The 17,132-nt window shown below is 43.1% G+C and carries 18 protein-coding genes; 2 read left to right on the forward strand and 16 right to left on the reverse strand.

Annotation, left to right across the window (positions count from 1 at the left end; all coding sequences use genetic code 11):
- Positions 1-8 precede the first annotated feature (8 nt).
- The 5 genes from ACRYKC_RS04650 to ACRYKC_RS04670 form a co-directional block, all read right to left on the reverse strand.
- Positions 9-596: a kinase gene (locus tag ACRYKC_RS04650; RefSeq protein WP_433805524.1), complete on the reverse strand. Its 588-nt coding sequence runs from the start codon at positions 594-596 to the stop codon at positions 9-11.
- Positions 593-1,309, reverse strand: a complete 717-nt coding sequence (locus tag ACRYKC_RS04655) for a class I SAM-dependent methyltransferase (protein WP_433805525.1) — start codon at positions 1,307-1,309, stop codon at positions 593-595. The genes ACRYKC_RS04650 and ACRYKC_RS04655 overlap by 4 nt, the downstream gene beginning before the upstream one ends.
- Positions 1,310-1,639: 330 nt before the next feature.
- A complete protein-coding gene (locus ACRYKC_RS04660) occupies positions 1,640-1,945 on the reverse strand; it encodes a hypothetical protein (protein ID WP_433805526.1) in 306 nt (101 codons plus the stop codon).
- A 332-nt stretch (positions 1,946-2,277) separates the two neighbouring features.
- Positions 2,278-2,406 (reverse strand): hypothetical protein, encoded by a 129-nt coding sequence (locus ACRYKC_RS04665; RefSeq protein ID WP_433805527.1) that lies wholly within the window; start codon positions 2,404-2,406, stop codon positions 2,278-2,280.
- Between the two features lie 811 nt (positions 2,407-3,217).
- Complete coding sequence (locus tag ACRYKC_RS04670) at positions 3,218-3,709, reverse strand: lactoylglutathione lyase family protein (RefSeq protein WP_433805715.1); 492 nt, start codon at positions 3,707-3,709, stop codon at positions 3,218-3,220.
- A 119-nt stretch (positions 3,710-3,828) separates the two neighbouring features.
- On the opposite strand from ACRYKC_RS04670, the gene ACRYKC_RS04675 reads away from it, so the two are divergent.
- On the forward strand, positions 3,829-4,185 hold the full coding sequence (locus ACRYKC_RS04675) for a winged helix-turn-helix transcriptional regulator (protein ID WP_433805528.1): 357 nt from the start codon (positions 3,829-3,831) through the stop codon (positions 4,183-4,185).
- Positions 4,186-4,259: 74 nt separating this feature from the next.
- Here ACRYKC_RS04675 and ACRYKC_RS04680 read toward each other — a convergent pair whose 3' ends face one another.
- Entirely contained in the window at positions 4,260-4,796 is a 537-nt protein-coding gene (locus ACRYKC_RS04680) for a DinB family protein (RefSeq protein ID WP_433805529.1), read from the reverse strand.
- Between the two features lie 323 nt (positions 4,797-5,119).
- On the opposite strand from ACRYKC_RS04680, the gene ACRYKC_RS04685 reads away from it, so the two are divergent.
- The gene (locus tag ACRYKC_RS04685; RefSeq protein WP_433805530.1) at positions 5,120-5,995 is read left to right on the forward strand and encodes an STAS domain-containing protein; all 876 of its coding nucleotides are present in this window, start codon (positions 5,120-5,122) and stop codon (positions 5,993-5,995) included.
- A gap of 76 nt (positions 5,996-6,071) precedes the next feature.
- On the opposite strand, the gene ACRYKC_RS04690 is transcribed toward ACRYKC_RS04685, so the two are convergent.
- The 10 genes from ACRYKC_RS04690 to ilvE all read right to left on the reverse strand — a co-directional run bounded on the left by ACRYKC_RS04690 (position 6,072) and on the right by ilvE (position 17,050).
- Complete coding sequence (locus ACRYKC_RS04690) at positions 6,072-6,587, reverse strand: SRPBCC family protein (protein ID WP_433805531.1); 516 nt, start codon at positions 6,585-6,587, stop codon at positions 6,072-6,074.
- A gap of 203 nt (positions 6,588-6,790) precedes the next feature.
- Positions 6,791-7,750 carry a threonine ammonia-lyase gene (ilvA, locus tag ACRYKC_RS04695; RefSeq protein WP_232324797.1) on the reverse strand — a complete coding sequence of 320 codons (960 nt, stop codon included), beginning with the start codon at positions 7,748-7,750 and terminating at the stop codon, positions 6,791-6,793.
- Between the two features lie 14 nt (positions 7,751-7,764).
- Positions 7,765-8,373 (reverse strand): 3-isopropylmalate dehydratase small subunit, encoded by a 609-nt coding sequence (gene leuD, locus ACRYKC_RS04700; protein ID WP_433805533.1) that lies wholly within the window; start codon positions 8,371-8,373, stop codon positions 7,765-7,767.
- A 4-nt stretch (positions 8,374-8,377) separates the two neighbouring features.
- Positions 8,378-9,796: a 3-isopropylmalate dehydratase large subunit gene (gene leuC, locus ACRYKC_RS04705; RefSeq protein WP_433805534.1), complete on the reverse strand. Its 1,419-nt coding sequence runs from the start codon at positions 9,794-9,796 to the stop codon at positions 8,378-8,380.
- An 18-nt stretch (positions 9,797-9,814) separates the two neighbouring features.
- A complete protein-coding gene (leuB, locus tag ACRYKC_RS04710) occupies positions 9,815-10,921 on the reverse strand; it encodes a 3-isopropylmalate dehydrogenase (protein WP_433805535.1) in 1,107 nt (368 codons plus the stop codon).
- A 15-nt stretch (positions 10,922-10,936) separates the two neighbouring features.
- Complete coding sequence (locus tag ACRYKC_RS04715; RefSeq protein ID WP_433805537.1) at positions 10,937-12,481, reverse strand: 2-isopropylmalate synthase; 1,545 nt, start codon at positions 12,479-12,481, stop codon at positions 10,937-10,939.
- Entirely contained in the window at positions 12,468-13,499 is a 1,032-nt protein-coding gene (gene ilvC, locus ACRYKC_RS04720; RefSeq protein ID WP_085030440.1) for a ketol-acid reductoisomerase, read from the reverse strand. Before ilvC ends, ACRYKC_RS04715 begins: the two co-directional genes overlap by 14 nt.
- 21 nt (positions 13,500-13,520) lie before the next feature.
- Positions 13,521-14,042, reverse strand: coding sequence for an acetolactate synthase small subunit (ilvN, locus tag ACRYKC_RS04725; RefSeq protein WP_433805538.1), 522 nt, complete (start codon positions 14,040-14,042; stop codon positions 13,521-13,523).
- On the reverse strand, positions 14,039-15,757 hold the full coding sequence (gene ilvB, locus ACRYKC_RS04730) for a biosynthetic-type acetolactate synthase large subunit (RefSeq protein ID WP_433805539.1): 1,719 nt from the start codon (positions 15,755-15,757) through the stop codon (positions 14,039-14,041). Before ilvB ends, ilvN begins: the two co-directional genes overlap by 4 nt.
- A gap of 390 nt (positions 15,758-16,147) precedes the next feature.
- Complete coding sequence (gene ilvE / locus ACRYKC_RS04735; protein ID WP_433805540.1) at positions 16,148-17,050, reverse strand: branched-chain-amino-acid transaminase; 903 nt, start codon at positions 17,048-17,050, stop codon at positions 16,148-16,150.
- Positions 17,051-17,132 lie beyond the last annotated feature (82 nt).

Here is a 17,132-nt window from a genome sequence, read left to right on the forward strand (position 1 = left end):
AAGAGTAATTAAGTATTGATAATCCAGTCTGCTTCTTCTAAAGGTCTTACTTTTTGTAAGTAATAGTCCTCCGCTTTCCAATACCTGTTTTGAAATTTGTCGATCTTCCTTCTCGTTGCTTTACTTTCTCTCATCCACCTTTTTTTCCTCGGACAATGAAGATAGATTACCCGGTCAAATACAGGTTTAAACTCCTCTCTTTGAAGGAAAACTCCTTCCACAATTACTATGTCAAATTTGGTCATATCCATGAGTTCTTTTCGATGACGGTCAGTTTGCGAATCATAGCGAGCAAGGATTAATTCATCTGCCTCTTTTAACTGATGAAAAAGTGAATCTCTTAATTCAACTATATTCCACTGCAGAAAATAGTACTCCTCCCAATCCTTGTACTGCGTGTCATATCGCTTTTCACGTTCTACAATATAGTCATCGATCGAGAGGATCTGGACATTTTTGTCGCCTGCTTCTAATGTCTTCGCCAATCGTTGGCTAAATGTCGATTTCCCTGATCTGCTCAATCCGTCTATTCCCAGAATTAAACGATCTTGTTTCGATTCCTTGCTCATTATTTCTGCTAGATTCAATAAATTCATGAGATACTCCTTTTATAACGAAATAAGGCCGTCAACAGATCTGGAATACCAAAGACAGGTTCTGAGTCTGCAGTTTCCTTCATTTTTCTAATCTGAATAGGTTGAAATTGGTGAAAGATCTTCTTGAGCGTTTCTTCCGTAAAGCCCAAACCTCCTTTCAAGCTTTTTTCCCTGTACACTTCCCAATCTGTCATTTCAGCACCTCCGAATCTTCCTCCTTTAACAAAACACGTGATGGCAAACCACCGCTCGGGCTTCAAGGCTTTTCTTATTAAATTTATGTAGCACATTCTGCGATGTGGAGCGATATGGTGAAAACAGCCAGAATCATAAACTAAATCATAGGTTCCCTTTTCTACATCTAAGTCAAAAATATTTTCTTTTATGAATTTCACATGAAGCTTTTTTTCTTGTGCTCGCTCTTTAGCCCACTCCAATGACGTTTCCGACAAGTCTACGGCGTCTACTTCCCACCCTTTCTCAGCCAAATAGATAGCATTTCTACCAGGTCCACAGCCCAGCTCAAGCACTTTTCCTTTTGAGATCAGTCCTTCATCTAAGTACGCTACCAAATTCTCATCTGGAGCATTTTCAAAAAATGGAACAGGCTTGTCCCTGTCCGAATAAAATTCATCCCAAAAAAGAGTAGGTTCTCGCAAAAATTCATCTAACATAAGCATTAATTGGTTATAATTATAAATGGTTTCTTTCATTAGAAGTCCTCCTTCTGTGATTGTCTTTATTATACTTTAACTCTCTTTGCACGGGATTACAGGACCGTTAAAGTCCTATGACTTTCACTGGTTTAAGGACCTTTTGTTGCTTCATGGATTAGGGTTTTCATCTAGTTCCTAGGCATTTTAAGAGTAGAGGACAGCTGATGAAGGCCCCTTGGGAACCATCTGGATAAAATATAGGAGAATTGAAGCTTTGTCGCTCTCAGAAGAAGCTCTCCACTAGATAGATTTTTAATTATTACGAATGTTACAGAGACATTACAAAAAACAAAAAAAGACGCTCTCTTATAGGAAAGCGTCTGTTAGTTATGATCTCCTTGTTCGATTCTTAAACTGAGGAGCGTGGTCTTTTGCAAATTCAATAATGTATTTATAGGTCTCAGGGTCAATATCTTTGGGACTTGGAATATAAAGCTTCGCTGTGCCTTCATCAATGATTTTGATTCTTGCTCCTCCACGTACGTATAACGTGACATACAGAAAGGGATCTTTCATTTGATTCTCTATCAAAAATTCCTTTGGAAAATCAGCCGTAATCAAAAGCCGGTCTTCTACTTGCTTCAAAGATAGCTGGCTATAAAACTTAAGGTTCTTTACATCACTCAGATACAATGAATGAGCACTCCTTTAATATCTTTTTTCTATTTTATCATTTCATCAGACTTGTAACACGGGCTGGATGGAAGTCCTTACCCATCTTACTCTTAGTCATACTTGTATATTCCCTCACAAAGTGAAATGATCGTAAAAATTATAATAAATTAATGTTACAGCCGTTTACGATTTAACCAGCAACCTTCCATAACCTTTTCCATTACATTTGCTCCTTAGCGACGTATTTAAAACGGTGATATCAATAGGAATATACTACACTATAACTCTAAACCTTTTTATGCATGCTTAGCTAACGATGAAGGATCAATTTCAAACTAATGGGTCAAAGGTTACTTACGTCCAAGTTCATCCCATTTACGATACTCTTCAAACACCTTTTGAACATTCCCCGAGTTCTTTTCCACTAAATTGTGGATAGTTAAAAAGCTGCGCCAATAATCAAACATAATGCTAGTCATATTTCCTTCATAGGTTGCTTAATTTGATACTGTTTTTTAATTGAATAAATCGCCATCACTAAACTTATTGTAACGAGGATTGCTAATCCGCCAAAAGGACATTAGTTCCATATGTATTCACCTCATCCTGTCAATATAAAAGACACTGCAACCAAGCTTTCCTCCAAAAAAATCTTGATATCGAAAAATCATTAAAAATCCTATAAAAGCAAGAACGCTATCCTCAAAAATGGTTGTGAATCTCATAGCTGCAAGTTTAAGGAAAATTCCCTGAGTTACTTAATATCAACAAAATATTTAGTCTTATCGTCCCGCTTCATTTCCTCCCTATTTTGACAGTAAAAATCTTTTATTATTCCATTACGTTTAAGGATCTGTTCCGTTTCAGAAAACTGACGAAAAAATGGACGCCTAATGAAGGCATCCATTTTTTAGTGAAACTTCAATCTTCTAATAGCTGTGTAGAGATCCACCATGGATTCCCGCCCGGATCCTTCACTCCACCGCGTTGATCTGGATCATTTTCCTTCTTAACAGGTTTCTGCACACTTGTTCCACCAGCTTCTAACGCCTTGTTACTCTATCCATGGTGATTGACAAGCATAAAACATTTGATGAAGTCATGAGTTTCAATCAATAGTCCGCATTAAATCTCACCCCAGTTAGCGTGGGGTCATATAACCATCAGGGTCTTCTAAAACTAATTCCCGGGCATTCCATAGCTCCCATGTTATTTTCCCTCCTTTCATAACAGCGTTAATGAAACTATAAACGCTTACGTTACGTGAGGGTTAATAAGTTTTTAATCCCATTAATAAGCTCCTTGAGAGTAGGTCAGCTCATAACTGTGGGTATAAATTTCAAATATATTTCCGAAAGGATCCTCGACATATACCATTTTATATGGCTTCTCAACCGGATAGTATTCTCGAATGGGCATACGCTGCTTTCCACCATGTTGTTTAATCTTTTCCACCATCCCCTCGATATTGGGGTCTTGAATACAGAAGTGGAAGATTCCTGTTTTCCAGTATTCAAAGTTGTTTTCAGGTTGTTCGTTATGCGGAAACTCAAACAGTTCAATACCGATTTTATCTCCTGTCGTTAAGTGAGCGATACGGAAGGTTTCCCAGTCATCTCCGAATACGTCTCTGCACATTTGGCCGACTGGCGTATCATCGTTCTCCACTTCGGTTGGCTCCATTATTGTGTACCACCCGAATACCTCAGTGTAAAATTTCACAGCTGCGTCTAAATCAGGGACAGATAGTCCAATATGAGAAAAAGCTCTTGGATATGGTATCATTGTTTTAATCCTCCTAGATATGATGTGATTTCATTATAAGGATGAAGTGCTCTCCATGTAAGAATGCACTTTTTTGTGAGAAACTATCCTAGAGGTAAGAAAGGACGGATTTAATAATGAGTACTCCTACAGATGAACATGGTAAATTGAAGTGCTCGATTGAATATACATTGAAAAAAATCGGTGGCAAATGGAAGACGGTGATTTTGTGGCACTTAGGTGTCGATGGCACACTAAGATATAACGAAATCAGAAGACTGCTTCCCGGTGTTACCCATAAAGTGCTGACCCAGCAGTTAAAAGAACTGGAAGAAGATGAACTTGTGAACCGAAAACAGTATGAAACGATCCCGCCAAAAGTGGAATATTCGATGACGGCTAAAGGTGAGACGTTGATGCCAATACTTGAATTGATGCATGACTGGGGATCCGAGCATCAAGAAACATATAGTTCTATAGAAAAAAAGCCGTGATGGATATGAAATCCGAAAACGGTTTTTTCTCTATGTACACTCTAGGAGAGTAGACCCTGATCAATCGCGTTCAGCTAACAGCTCCTCTGTTGGTGGTTACGAATCAGTCGAATTTGACCGCGATGATTCAGTTCATCTTCAAACACGTGGAACCACCGAAAATAATTATTGGCTTTATGATTGGGGCCAAATGGAGAAACCTCATCTAACCAGGCATCATCCTTCTCCTTAAAACGTCTTTGAGTTTCTTCACGTACCTTCTGAAGCTGATTTAGATAAAAATCAAGCTCCCTGCTATTCATAACCTCATGTGCCTTTTCACCAAGTGTTAAACCAAGTTCAATTTTATGTAACTCTTCTTTATTAGGATCTCGACCTTCAAACGTGATGATCTGATAGACTTCTTCTACACAGGACATGTGGTGTAAGAGACAGCCGATAGAATTTCCTTGTCCATTCATACGGTAATCAAGCTGTGAAATCGTTAACCCCTGGACCGCTTCAAGTGTCGTCATTCTTGTATATTCCATCATTGAAAGTAAGCGTCCAATAGCCGGTGTGTACCCCTCAATTGGTTTGACTATGAATTTTTCAAGATCAGTAGTCTTCATAAAACTCCTCCTTATAAATTTATCTGATTTTTAGCATTTCACAATTTCCAAAATTCCACAACTACCCGGTTCAGATACGGGTTTCTATTACTCTCATGATGGGTTACTTTTCCTATATATTATTTATAGATATTATTGAAAAAATATGAGGATTATGGTTTTATAGTAAAAGAAATAAAACTTGTCAGCAGGTTTTTCAATCCTAACAAAAAACTATCTACTAACGAATACGTTTTATAAATATATTTGATTCATAAAATGCTCGATGAAATGAAAACCACCATGATGAGGGAATATGGGTACATTACACAGGAGGAAGTCAAATGGGTGAACAGGCAAATTTGATAGGTGAAAAAATTGTTGAAAATCGTTTCGAAATTTCGGCACTCGCTTTGGAATTGAGAATGCAAGAAGAACCGGAACTTGTTAAAAAGATAAAATCAAGAAAGTATATGTCTCTCACAGAGCAAGAGGCAGAAGAGTTTGGCAGTACCATCATTAAGTATTTGGGAGAAGCCGTATATGGTGATGAAAAGCTATACTTCGACCTTATTACAGATTGGAGTAAAAAAGCGGGAGAAATCGCTGTATTGGAGAAAATCCCTCTTGAAGAATCTCTAGACGGGCTGCGCTTTTTCAGGTCAGCCATTCTAAAAACAATTAAGCAGGAAGCTGACCAATCTTCGATTACCATCGATGAAGTTATTGACGCGATCACCATTATTGATCCACTCATAGACCGTTGCATTTATAGTTACAGCCTCGTCTATTTGGAAGAGCATAAAAGTGAAATGAGTAAAGCCTATGCCAATATCCAAGAACTGCTCATGCCCATTGTTCCAATAACGAACGGTATCGCTGTTCTTCCTATCATCGGTGAAATGAATGAAGAACGATCCCAATACATCCTTGAAAAAACTTTAGAAGAAAGCAAACGGCTGCAGTTAAGTCATTTAATTATTGATCTTTCTGGTATTGCCATCATTGATACGATGGTTGCACATAACTTAAATTCTATATTTAACGCTCTGAAATTGCTTGGTGTACAGCCGATCTTGACAGGGATGCGTGCGGAACTGACTCAAACTGTTGTTTCTCTCGGTATTGACTTCAAAGCGATCGCTACATTCAGAAGCTTGCAGATGGCCTTAGAGTCGATCGGATTTGTACAGGATCCAGTCTTAACAAATACTAAATAGAAATAAAAAAGGGAACTTCCTATATATGTAGGAAGTTCTCTATCTTTTTAAATTGGATAATCAATCTGTCAGATACTTATTTACGATCCTTTTTTAAATTAGCAATATATTCTTCTAATTGATCAAAAGCCCCATTAAATCCTTGTTTTAATTGATCCTGGGTCTGTTCGAAGGCCACCCTTTCTTCCTCTGTGACATATATCGGCTCTCCTTTAAAATGAACAGTGGTTACTCCGTCTTCTTCTGAGAAGGTCACAGTATTTACAACTTCCATCGGCCAATAGTCATGATACGGACCACGGGTTAATTTGCCCTGCTCATTTAAGTACGAATGAACGTATGTTAGTTTTTCAGGTCCCTCTAACTCCCGATAGTTAAACTTCCCCCATACCGGACGTCCCTTCTTGTCTGTGTTTTTATATTGGTAGTTGCCTTCCTTTCGAGTGAGGTCCTGCTGTTTCACTTCGACAGCGTCTTCTCTAGGTGCCCACCAGTGATGCAGGTGTTCGGACTCTGTCCATGCTTCATACAGGATGTCTCTCGGGGCGTGAAACGTTCGTGTCATCGTGAATTTCTTTGGACGATCGGACATTAAAACTCCTCCTTGTATATGAAGTCTATTTATACCAAATCACATCTTATTTGTACCTTTCTCGCTGAACATCGCTTTAGACGGGAGCTTGCATCATTCATATCCGACTTTGCACTATTTAGGACGAGTTATGCTCCCATTCCCTCTTCAACACCTTTTCACACAAAAAACTGCCGCACCTATAAGGTACGGCAGTCTTCATGTTACGCGATCACCATTTTCTTAGAGTTGGCTAGCTTGCGGATCAAGGGAAGTTTGGAAAGATCCATGTTCCCTCCACTTAAAATCACACCGCAACGCTGGCTGTCAGAGGAAGCTTGCCCGCTCAGAAGGCCAGCTAGCGCTGTGGCGCCTGCTCCTTCAACGAGTGTTTTTTCTCTTTCCAATAACATCAGCATGGCTTTAGCGATTTCTTGCTCATCGACTGTGATGACTTGATCCACATACTTTTGGATGCAAGAAAAGGTGAGTTTCCCTTTTTCCTTCACAGCGATTCCATCAGCAATCGTAGCAACGGAAGTCAGCTTTTCAGGTCCTTTTTTATAAAGGGCATTATAGGTGGACGGAGCTTTAGCGGATTGGACACCGATGACTCGGATATCTGGCTTCAGCTGTTTGGCTGCGAATGCCACTCCGCTGATTAGTCCGCCTCCACCGATTGGAACATATAAGGTGTCGAGATCCGGCTGCTGTTGAAGCATTTCAACAGCAATCGTTCCTTGACCGGCCATGACATCATAGTCATCAAACGGGTGAAGAAATGTTGCACCTAAGCGTTCTTGCTCTTTCATGGCCGCTTGGTAGGCTTCCTGAAAGGATTCGCCTGTAAGAACGACTCTTGCTCCATAGCCTTCTGTCGCTTCTACTTTTGCCCGTGGTGTTGCTTCTGGCATGAAGATTTTCGCTTGGATGCCGCGTTTTGTCGCAGCGAGTGCTACGCCCTGGGCATGGTTGCCGGCAGAGGCAGCGATAACTCCACGACGAGCTTCTTCATCCGTTAAGCTTTCCACTTTGTAAGAAGCACCTCTTACTTTAAATGCTCCTGTTTTCTGCTGGTTTTCCATTTTCAAGTACACGTCTTGACCGGTTTGCTGATTGAGGGTCGCCGATGTTTCTAAAGGCGTCCGGTGAATCACCTCTTGTAATTTTTCATGTGCATCCATTACTTTTGCTAGCGTTAAGAAATCCCCAACGTCTTCACTCCCTTTGAATTTGATTTTTCGAATTGATCGATTTGATCTTCATACGTTAACGTCACAGCAATTTCATCCCAGCCATTCAACAACATTTCTTTGTGGTAAGGCTGGATATCGAAGGAAACGTCTTGTTTTCCATCAGAGATGATTTGCTGTTCCAGGTCGACGCTTAGTTCGTATGGCTGATCGCTTGCTTTTTGAATCCATTGTTCCGTTACGGACTTTGGCAACTGGATCGGCAGGATACCGTTTTTAAAGCAGTTGCTGTAAAAAATGTCAGCAAAACTCGGGGCAACTACGACTCGGAAGCCGTAATCCTGAATCGCCCACGGAGCGTGCTCACGAGAAGACCCGCATCCGAAGTTTTCACCTCCTACAAGAATCGAGGCACCATCATACATCGGATCATTCAGAGAAAAGTCTTCCCTTGGCGTCCCATCGTCATGGAAACGCCAATTGTAGAAAAGGAATTGTCCAAATCCCTGTCGTTCAATTCGTTTCAAAAATTGCTTCGGAATAATTTGGTCTGTATCCACGTTCGAGCGATTCAATGGATAGACGAGACCTTTATGCTTTTTCAATGGCTCCATGTCTTCACCCTCCTACAGCACTGGCATATTTTCTGACATCGACGAACTTTCCTTCGAGTGCAGCGGCGGCTGCCATTTCAGGGCTGACGAGATGAGTTCTCGCTCCGTTTCCTTGACGCCCTTCAAAGTTTCGGTTTGATGTGGAAGCACAGCGTTCGCCTGGAGGAACGATATCATCATTCATCGCAAGGCACATACTACATCCAGCATCGCGCCATTCAAATCCAGCTGTAAGGAAGATTGTATCTAATCCTTCCTCTTCAGCCGCATCTTTGACGGACTTGGAACCTGGAACGACAAGTGCTCTCACATTTTCATGGACTTTGCCGCCACGAACGATTTCAGCAGCTTTTCTCAAGTCACTCAGTCTGGAGTTGGTACAGGAACCGATGAATACGTGCTCAATTGGGATGGAAACAATCGGCTGATTCGCTTCAAGTCCCATATAATCGATGGCACGCTGTACACCATCCTGGTCTTCGTCTTCTCCCATTGCCTCAGGATCAGGGACGCTTCCGCCAACAGGTACACATTGAGATGGGTTTGTTCCCCAAGTCACCTGTGGTTCGATTTCATTGGCGTGCATAATGACAGTTTGATCGTAGCTTGCTTCCTCATCAGAAGCTAGAGACAGCCACTGTTCAGCGATTTCGTCAAAAGCTTCGCCTTCTGGAACGTAACGTTTACCTTTTAAATAATCGACAGTGGTCTGGTCGGGACTGATCAAGCCTGCTCGTGCGCCAGCCTCAATGGACATGTTGCAAACCGTCATTCGCTCTTCCATAGAAAGGTTGTGAATTGCCTCACCGGTATATTCAATGACGTGCCCTGTACCAAATCGAACACCATATTTTCCTATGATCGCAAGGATTAAATCCTTTGCAGTTACGCCTGTACCCAATTTGCCTTCAATATGAACTTGAAGGGTCTTCGGCTTTGCCTGCCACAAAGACTGTGTGGCTAAGACGTGTTCCACTTCACTTGTCCCAATACCAAAGGCTAAGGCTCCGAATGCTCCATGGGTTGATGTGTGGCTGTCTCCGCAAACAATCGTCTTACCTGGCTGAGTTAATCCAAGTTCAGGCCCAATAACGTGTACAATTCCTTGATCCGGGTGGTTAATGTCTGCCAAATTAATTCCGAATTCTTCACAGTTATCTTTCAGCGTTTCCATTTGTTTCTTAGAAACGGCATCCTTAATGACGTTCCGGTGGACGGTCGGAACGTTGTGATCCATCGTGGCGAAGGTGCGTTCAGGACGCCGCACCTTTCGGCCACTCATTCGCAAACCTTCAAATGCTTGAGGGGAAGTCACTTCATGGACCAAATGTAAGTCGATATATAATAGGTTCGGCTTCCCCTCTTCTTCATGAACAACATGCTGCTCCCAAATCTTTTCAATAATTGTCTTCGGTTGACTCATTTGTTCCACTCCCCTCTTTTACACGTAACAGCGCATGATATTTTCAGCTGCATCACTTGTACTTAATTGTTCGATCACTTTACTCGCAAGTTCACTTCCGCTTACTTGCACGCTGTTCGTCATATGCAGATCTGCTGTATGATAACGAGCTTGCAATACATCAGCCACGGCTTTTTCAATTTCCTCAGCTTCTTGTTCCATTTGGAAGGAATGCTTCAGCATCATCGCTGTTGAAAGGATAGCAGCCAGCGGATTGGCTTTATTTTCTCCAGCGATATCTGGAGCAGAACCGTGAACCGGTTCATAGAGTCCGACACCATCACTTCTTACGCTCGCCGATGGAAGCATGCCAAGGGACCCAGTAAGAACAGATGCTTCATCACTCAAAATATCGCCGAACATATTTTCAGTAACAATAACATCAAAAGCGGATGGGTTCGTGACAAGCTTCATCGCTGCAGCGTCTACAAGCATATGCTCAACGGTAACATCCGGGTAATCCTTTTTCTTTTCTTCAACAATTTCACGCCACATACGGCTTGATTCCAGTACGTTCGCTTTATCGACGGATGTAAGGTGCTTCCTCCGAAGTCTTGCACTTTCGAAACCTTTTTCTACAATACGTTCGATTTCTTCTTTTTGATAGGCAAGTGTATCAACAACTTCCTTGCCATTCTTCCTACGTTCACTAGGCTCACCGAAATACAGACCCCCAGTCAGCTCACGAACGATCAGAAGGTCACTGCCTGCGACCACTTCAGGTTTAAGCGGCGATGCATGCAGCAATTGTTGATAAGCTTTGACGGGACGAAGATTTGCAAAAAGTCCAAGTTGTTTACGGATGCCAAGCAGTCCTTTTTCAGGCCTCATGTGGCCAGGCAGTTGATCCCATTTTGGACCTCCAACAGCTCCGAGAAAAACAGCATCGGCTTTTTTGCACGCTTCTACTGTATTTTCAGGAAGCGGCGATCCTTGCTGATCGATCGCCGCTCCTCCGATGTCCTGACTTTCAAACGTGAACGTGTGTTGATAACGTTCTGCAACGGCTTCAAGAACGCGTTTAGCTGCTTTGGTGACTTCCGGGCCGATTCCATCTCCCGGCAAAAGAACGATATGCTTTTTCATTGGACATCCCCCTTTTTAAACTTGAACTTGTTGATACGAATCCTTATATTGTCGATTAAGTGTACGGTTTACAGCATTGATGAAGGCATTCGCCGAAGCTTCCAATACGTCCTGATCAGCAGCACGACCAGAGGCTTTCACACCATTGACGGTCAACTGAACATGGACTTCAGCTAGAGCATCTCGCCCTTTACCAATTGAACTCAATTGATAGTCCTGCAAATGAACATCTGCATCAATCAAATCATCCAGCGTATTGTAAATCGCTTCTACGCTTCCTTCGCCTGTATTTGCTTTTTCGACTTCCTCGCCATCTGGACGGGTAAGCAGTACTGTAGCAGTCGGGCGATTGATACTTCCGTATTGTACTTGGAAAGCCTTCATCTCGTACTTAGGCTGATCTTCGTTTTCTGTTTGCGTATCGGTTAGAATCGCAAACAAATCGTCTTCTGTGACTTCTTTCTTCTTGCCTGTAAGATTCTTGAAGGATTCAAACGCTTCCTTTAGCTTGGAGTCGTTCAGTTCGAAGCCAAGCTCTTGTGCTTTTTGTTTGAATGCGTGTCGGCCAGAGTGTTTGCCCAGCACCATTCGATTGGAATCGATGCCAACCATCGCTGGCGTGATAATTTCGTACGTTGATGCTTCCTTCAATACGCCGTCCTGGTGAATACCAGATTCGTGAGCAAAAGCATTACGTCCAACTACCGCTTTATTTCCTGGGACCATCATGCCTGTCAGACGGCTGACAAGATCACTCGTACGTTTGATTTCATTCAAGACGAGGTTGGTCTGGTAGTCGTAACGGTCTTTACGGATTTGAAGTGCAACAGCAATCTCTTCAAGAGCAGCGTTTCCTGCACGCTCGCCAATTCCGTTGATCGTTCCTTCAATTTGTCGAACGCCGTGTTCGATAGCAGAAATGCTATTGCTTACAGCCATCCCCAGGTCATCGTGGCAGTGTGCAGAAAGAATGGCTTTATCGATATTCGAGACGTTTTCTTTCACGTACTGAAACATCTTGCCGTATTCATCCGGAGTCGTGTAGCCAACTGTATCAGGCAAGTTGATGACTGTAGCACCAGCATCGATCACTTTCTCAATAATATGAACTAAGAAATCAAGGTCGGAGCGGCTGGCATCTTCTGCTGACCACTGGACGTGAGGGAATTTTTCCTTCGCGTAAGCAACCATTTCAACAGCAGTTTCAACGATTTCCTCCGGTGTTTTCTTCAATTTATGAGTCATGTGGATTGGAGAGGTGGCTAGAAAAATATGCAACCTCGGCTCCGATCCGCCTTTCAAGGCTTCCCAAGCGATGTCGATGTCACGCTTGTTTGCTCTCGCTAATCCTGTAACCGAACAACCTCGGACGGTATCAGCAATTTCTTTGACGGCATCAAAGTCGCCTTGGGAGGAAGCAGGAAAACCTGCTTCCATTATATCTACCCCTAGACGTTCCAGCTGTTTGGCAATTTCAAGTTTCTCGAGACGATTCAAATTGACTCCAGCGGACTGCTCTCCATCTCTTAGTGTTGTATCGAATACATTAACGTGAGCCATGTGTGACCACATCCTTTTCTTTGGATTGGGATTTCTTGACGAATGGCATTAATTCACGGAGCTCTCTACCCACCTTCTCGATTTGATGACTATTCTCTCTTGCATTGATCGCGTTGAATTCCGGACGATTGACTTTGTTTTCAAGAATCCAGCCTTTAGCGAATTTACCAGTCTGGATATCTGTTAATACGTCTTTCATGCGGGCTTTAGTGGACTCATCAACGACACGTGGTCCGGAAACGAAGTCACCCCACTGTGCAGTATCGGAAATGGAATAACGCATGCCCTCAAGACCACCTTCGTACATAAGATCGACGATAAGTTTCAGCTCGTGCATACATTCGAAGTAAGCAACTTCAGGCTGATAGCCTGCTTCTGTCAGCGTTTCGAATCCGGCTTTTACTAAGCTTGAAAGACCTCCGCAAAGTACTGCCTGCTCTCCAAATAGATCAGTTTCCGTTTCTTCTTGGAAACTTGTTTCAAGTACGCCTGCACGGCCGCCTCCGATGCCTTTAGCGTAAGCAAGCGCGATTTCTTTCGCTTCACCTGTTACGTTTTGCTCAACACCGATTAGTGCCGGGACACCCGCACCTTCTTCAAAAGTACGACGGACAAGGTGTCCTGGTCCTTTTGGTGCAACAAGGAAAACGTCAACATCAGATGGCGGGACCACCTGGTTAAAATGGACATTAAAACCGTGAGCGAAGGCCAATGCTGCGCCAGACTTCAGATTCGGTTTGATGTGTTCTTCGTATACACTCGGCTGATGTTCATCCGGCAAGAGCACCATGACCACATCTGCGTCTGCTACTGCTTCTGCTACTACTTTGACTTCTAGGCCGTCTTGTTCCGCTTTATCCCATGACTTCCCTTTACGAAGTCCAACCACTACATCATGACCACTTTCTTTCAGGTTCTGAGCGTGAGCATGCCCCTGGGATCCATATCCAACAACGGCCACCTTTTTATTTTTTAGTACCTCATCTTGAATATCGTTGTGATAATAAACTTTTGCCATTTGTAAACATCCTCTCCGTGATTATTTTAGTAGTGAATAAGGTTTGAACTCGGTAACTTGCGGTTGATGCCCTCTTGTAAAGGCTGTTAAACCGGTGCGAGCCAATTCTTTAATTCCATAAGGTCTTAATAGTTCGATAAGGGCATCGACTTTATCTGATTTTCCAGTTACCTGAACCGTCACGCTTTCTTTGCTGACATCGATAATTGATGCCCGGAACGGTTCAATGATGCCCTGGATTTCATTTCGGATTTGCGGGTTACTGATGACTTTCACCATCGCTAGCTCCCTTGCCACAATAGCTTTATCTGAAATATCCGAAACTTTCAATACATCAATCTGTTTGTTAAGCTGTTTCGTCAGCTGTTCTAGCTTTCTCTCATCTTCCACTTCCACGACGAAGGTCATTTTTGAGACCCCTTCCGTTTCTGTACGTCCGACGGAGATGCTTTCTATATTGAACTGCCGTTTCGCCAGCAACCCTGTCACCCGGTTGAGAACACCGCTTCGGTTGTGGACGATAGCTGTTACAATCCTTCTCATGGTTTCTTCACCCCAATCATTTCGTGAAGCCCTTTGCCTGGGGCAATCATTGGATATACATTTTCCTTCTGAAGTACGCGGCAATCGATAACTGCTGGCTGATCATCAGCTAGTACTTTCGGAAGGACTTCTTCCAAACTCTTTTGTGAATCGATATAGTAACCGGGTACTTGATAGCTTTCTGCAAGTTTCACAAAATCAGGTTGAACATCGATGATCGATTCGGAGTAACGCTCTTCATAGAACTTCTCTTGCCACTGACGAACCATACCGAGCGCCTGATTGTTGACGATGAGAACTTTCACCGGCAGCCTCCGCTCCTGTAAAATAGACAGCTCTTGCATAGTCATCTGGAACCCGCCGTCTCCTACGATTGCAACGCAAGTAGAATCCATATCAGCGAGCTGTGCACCGATGGCTGCTGGGAAGCCGTATCCCATCGTTCCCAAACCTCCTGAAGTTACCCAGCGATTCGGACGGTCAAAATGATAATATTGCGCGGCCCACATCTGGTGCTGACCAACATCAGTGGTTACAACAGCATCGCCTTTCGTATATTCATAGACTTTTTGGATCAACCATTGGGGAACAATTTCTGATTCCGGCTGTTCATGCCACAGCGGACATTCCGTCTTATTATGATCGATCTCAGCCATCCAGTTTTTATGATCAAGCCCCTGGACTTTCTTCTTGTTGATTGATTGGAGTGCCGCTTTTGCATCCGATACGATTGGGATTTGTGTCGGTACGTTTTTACCGATCTCCGCCGGATCAACATCGATGTGTGCAACAGTCGCTGACGGTGCAAAATGTTTCAGGTTACCGGTCAGACGATCATCGAAACGGGAACCGATGTTAATTAACAGATCACACTCGTAAAGAGCAATGTTTGCTGCATATGTTCCGTGCATCCCCGCCATTCCAAGCGACAGGTCATCATCTCCTGGGTAACTCCCTAGACCGAGCAGTGTAGTCGTGACAGGCAGCTGGTAATTGTGAACGAATTCTTTCAAATCTTCTGAAGCACCTGCATGAACGATTCCTGAACCTGCAAGCACCACAGGTTTCTTGGCTGCCACTAGCGCTTCATGAAGCTTACTAATCTGAAGTGGATTTGGTTTTAAATTCGGCTGATAACCCGGTAGATGAAAGCTATCATCGACTTTATTTGTTTGAACTGTCGATGAAATGTCTTTGGGAATATCAACGACTACTGGACCAGGACGTCCGGTGGTGGCAATATGAAAGGCTTCCTTCACAATTCTAGGGAGCTCTTCGATCGCTTGAACTTGATAGTTGTGTTTAGTAATAGGAGTAGTGATACCCATGATATCTGACTCTTGGAACGCATCAGTACCTATAACTCCTTTAGCAACTTGGCCTGTGAAAATGACGAGTGGAATAGAATCCATCATGGCATCCGCTATCCCAGTCACAAGGTTTGTCGCTCCTGGCCCTGATGTACCGATCACAACGCCTGCTCTTCCAGATACTCTCGCGTATCCTTCTGCTGCGTGTATCCCCCCTTGTTCATGTCTAGGCAGGATATGGTCGAAACTTCCTTTCGCACGATAGATGGCATCATAAATCGGTAATACAGCTCCACCCGGGTATCCGAACAGCGTATCGACTTTTTGATCGATCAACGCTTCTACTAACAAATCCGCCCCTGTCTTCGTGGCCGTCTGCTCTTTCACACTTGCCTCTGCCTTCATTTTTTAATCCCTCCTACTGAAACTTTAAAGCTTAAGCGCTCGATCAGCGCTGAAGTTATGTCATGAAAAAAGACCTTTCCCATCCTCTGCTTCCTTATACACAGAACGGTATAAGGAAAGAGAGGGGTGAAAAGGTCTTCGGTTTCCACGGTACCACCCTCATTCATGAAGCTTAACGCTTCACCTCATGGAATTCATCTGAATTCCTTTTGATAACAGGTGCAGTGAACACCTGGTCCTGCCTACTTGAGAGGTTCAGCAAGGACACTCAGGGATGATGTCAGAATAAGATGTATTTCCGGGCTTCCAGCAACCCCGGCTCTCTGTGAATACAAGAACTTATTCCTTTATTCCCGTCTTCGCATTACGATTTGTTTAATTGTCAATTAACTAGCTAACGTGTGCCTGGTCCTCAGCATACACTTTGTGACCATCTGTCGTTGTGATCTTTCTAAATTCAGAGAGAAGGTGGTTTGTAACAACACCAGGGCTTCCATCTCCTACTTGACGCTGATCCACTTCTACTACAGCAATGACTTCTGCTGCTGTTCCAGTTAAGAAAACTTCGTCAGCCACGTAAACATCATGTCGAGTGAATGGCTGTTCTTTTACTTCATAGCCTTTTTCTTTTGCTAGGTCGATGATGGCGTTTCGCGTTATTCCTTCGAGTGCTCCTAAATAAGTTGGTGGTGTCAGGATTGTTCCATTCTTCACGATGAAGATATTGTCCGCTGAACCTTCTGTTACATAGCCTTGATCATTCAGCATGAGGGCTTCATCGACACCTATCTGGTTCGCTTCCATTTTCACTAAGATATTATTTAAATAATTTAATGATTTCACTTGTGGAGGTAAAACGTCCGGTCGGTTTCTTCGACTTGATACAGATGCAAGTCTTACCCCGCGTTCATAGAGTTCTTTCGGGAATAAAGCGAGTGCCTCAGCAATGACAACCACACGTGGATTTGAACAACTCGCTGGATCTAGACCCAAGTTGCCAGATCCTCTAGAAACAACGACGCGAATATAAGCGGTCTCTAGTTGGTTTTTTCGGACGGTTTCCGCAATAATCTCTTCAAGCTCCTCCTTTTCATATGGAATCTGAAGCATGATTGATTTTGCTGAATCATACAAGCGATTCAAATGTTCGTCGAGCTTAAAGATATTGCCTTCGTAGACACGAATGCCTTCGAACACCCCATCTCCATATAAGAAACCATGGTCGTAAACGGAAACAACGGCCTCATTTTTGTTAACATATTCGCCACCTAAGTAAATCCATTGGCTGCTCATTCTTAGCACTCCTTTCTTTTATAGTTTAATGTTTGAAATTTTAGAGAATGATTGATAAAGAGCGGACCCTGTCTAGGTAAGC

Source organism: Halobacillus sp. A1-3, assembly GCF_050971765.1.
GTDB lineage: Bacteria > Bacillota > Bacilli > Bacillales > Halobacillaceae > Halobacillus > Halobacillus mangrovi_B.

Coding starts and splice junctions, on each gene's coding strand:
- ACRYKC_RS04650 (WP_433805524.1), bottom strand. CDS start 596: ATGAATTTATTGAATCTAGCAGAAATAATGAGCAAGGAATCGAAACAA.
- leuC (WP_433805534.1), bottom strand. CDS start 9,796: ATGAGTCAACCGAAGACAATTATTGAAAAGATTTGGGAGCAGCATGTT.
- ACRYKC_RS04690 (WP_433805531.1), bottom strand. CDS start 6,587: ATGTCCGATCGTCCAAAGAAATTCACGATGACACGAACGTTTCACGCC.
- leuD (WP_433805533.1), bottom strand. CDS start 8,373: ATGGAGCCATTGAAAAAGCATAAAGGTCTCGTCTATCCATTGAATCGC.
- ACRYKC_RS04655 (WP_433805525.1), bottom strand. CDS start 1,309: ATGAAAGAAACCATTTATAATTATAACCAATTAATGCTTATGTTAGAT.
- ilvA (WP_232324797.1), bottom strand. CDS start 7,750: ATGGATGCACATGAAAAATTACAAGAGGTGATTCACCGGACGCCTTTA.
- ilvC (WP_085030440.1), bottom strand. CDS start 13,499: ATGGCAAAAGTTTATTATCACAACGATATTCAAGATGAGGTACTAAAA.
- ilvE (WP_433805540.1), bottom strand. CDS start 17,050: ATGAGCAGCCAATGGATTTACTTAGGTGGCGAATATGTTAACAAAAAT.
- ilvN (WP_433805538.1), bottom strand. CDS start 14,042: ATGAGAAGGATTGTAACAGCTATCGTCCACAACCGAAGCGGTGTTCTC.
- ACRYKC_RS04665 (WP_433805527.1), bottom strand. CDS start 2,406: ATGACTAGCATTATGTTTGATTATTGGCGCAGCTTTTTAACTATCCAC.
- ACRYKC_RS04685 (WP_433805530.1), top strand. CDS start 5,120: ATGGGTGAACAGGCAAATTTGATAGGTGAAAAAATTGTTGAAAATCGT.
- ACRYKC_RS04680 (WP_433805529.1), bottom strand. CDS start 4,796: ATGAAGACTACTGATCTTGAAAAATTCATAGTCAAACCAATTGAGGGG.
- leuB (WP_433805535.1), bottom strand. CDS start 10,921: ATGAAAAAGCATATCGTTCTTTTGCCGGGAGATGGAATCGGCCCGGAA.
- ACRYKC_RS04675 (WP_433805528.1), top strand. CDS start 3,829: ATGAGTACTCCTACAGATGAACATGGTAAATTGAAGTGCTCGATTGAA.
- ilvB (WP_433805539.1), bottom strand. CDS start 15,757: ATGAAGGCAGAGGCAAGTGTGAAAGAGCAGACGGCCACGAAGACAGGG.
- ACRYKC_RS04715 (WP_433805537.1), bottom strand. CDS start 12,481: ATGGCTCACGTTAATGTATTCGATACAACACTAAGAGATGGAGAGCAG.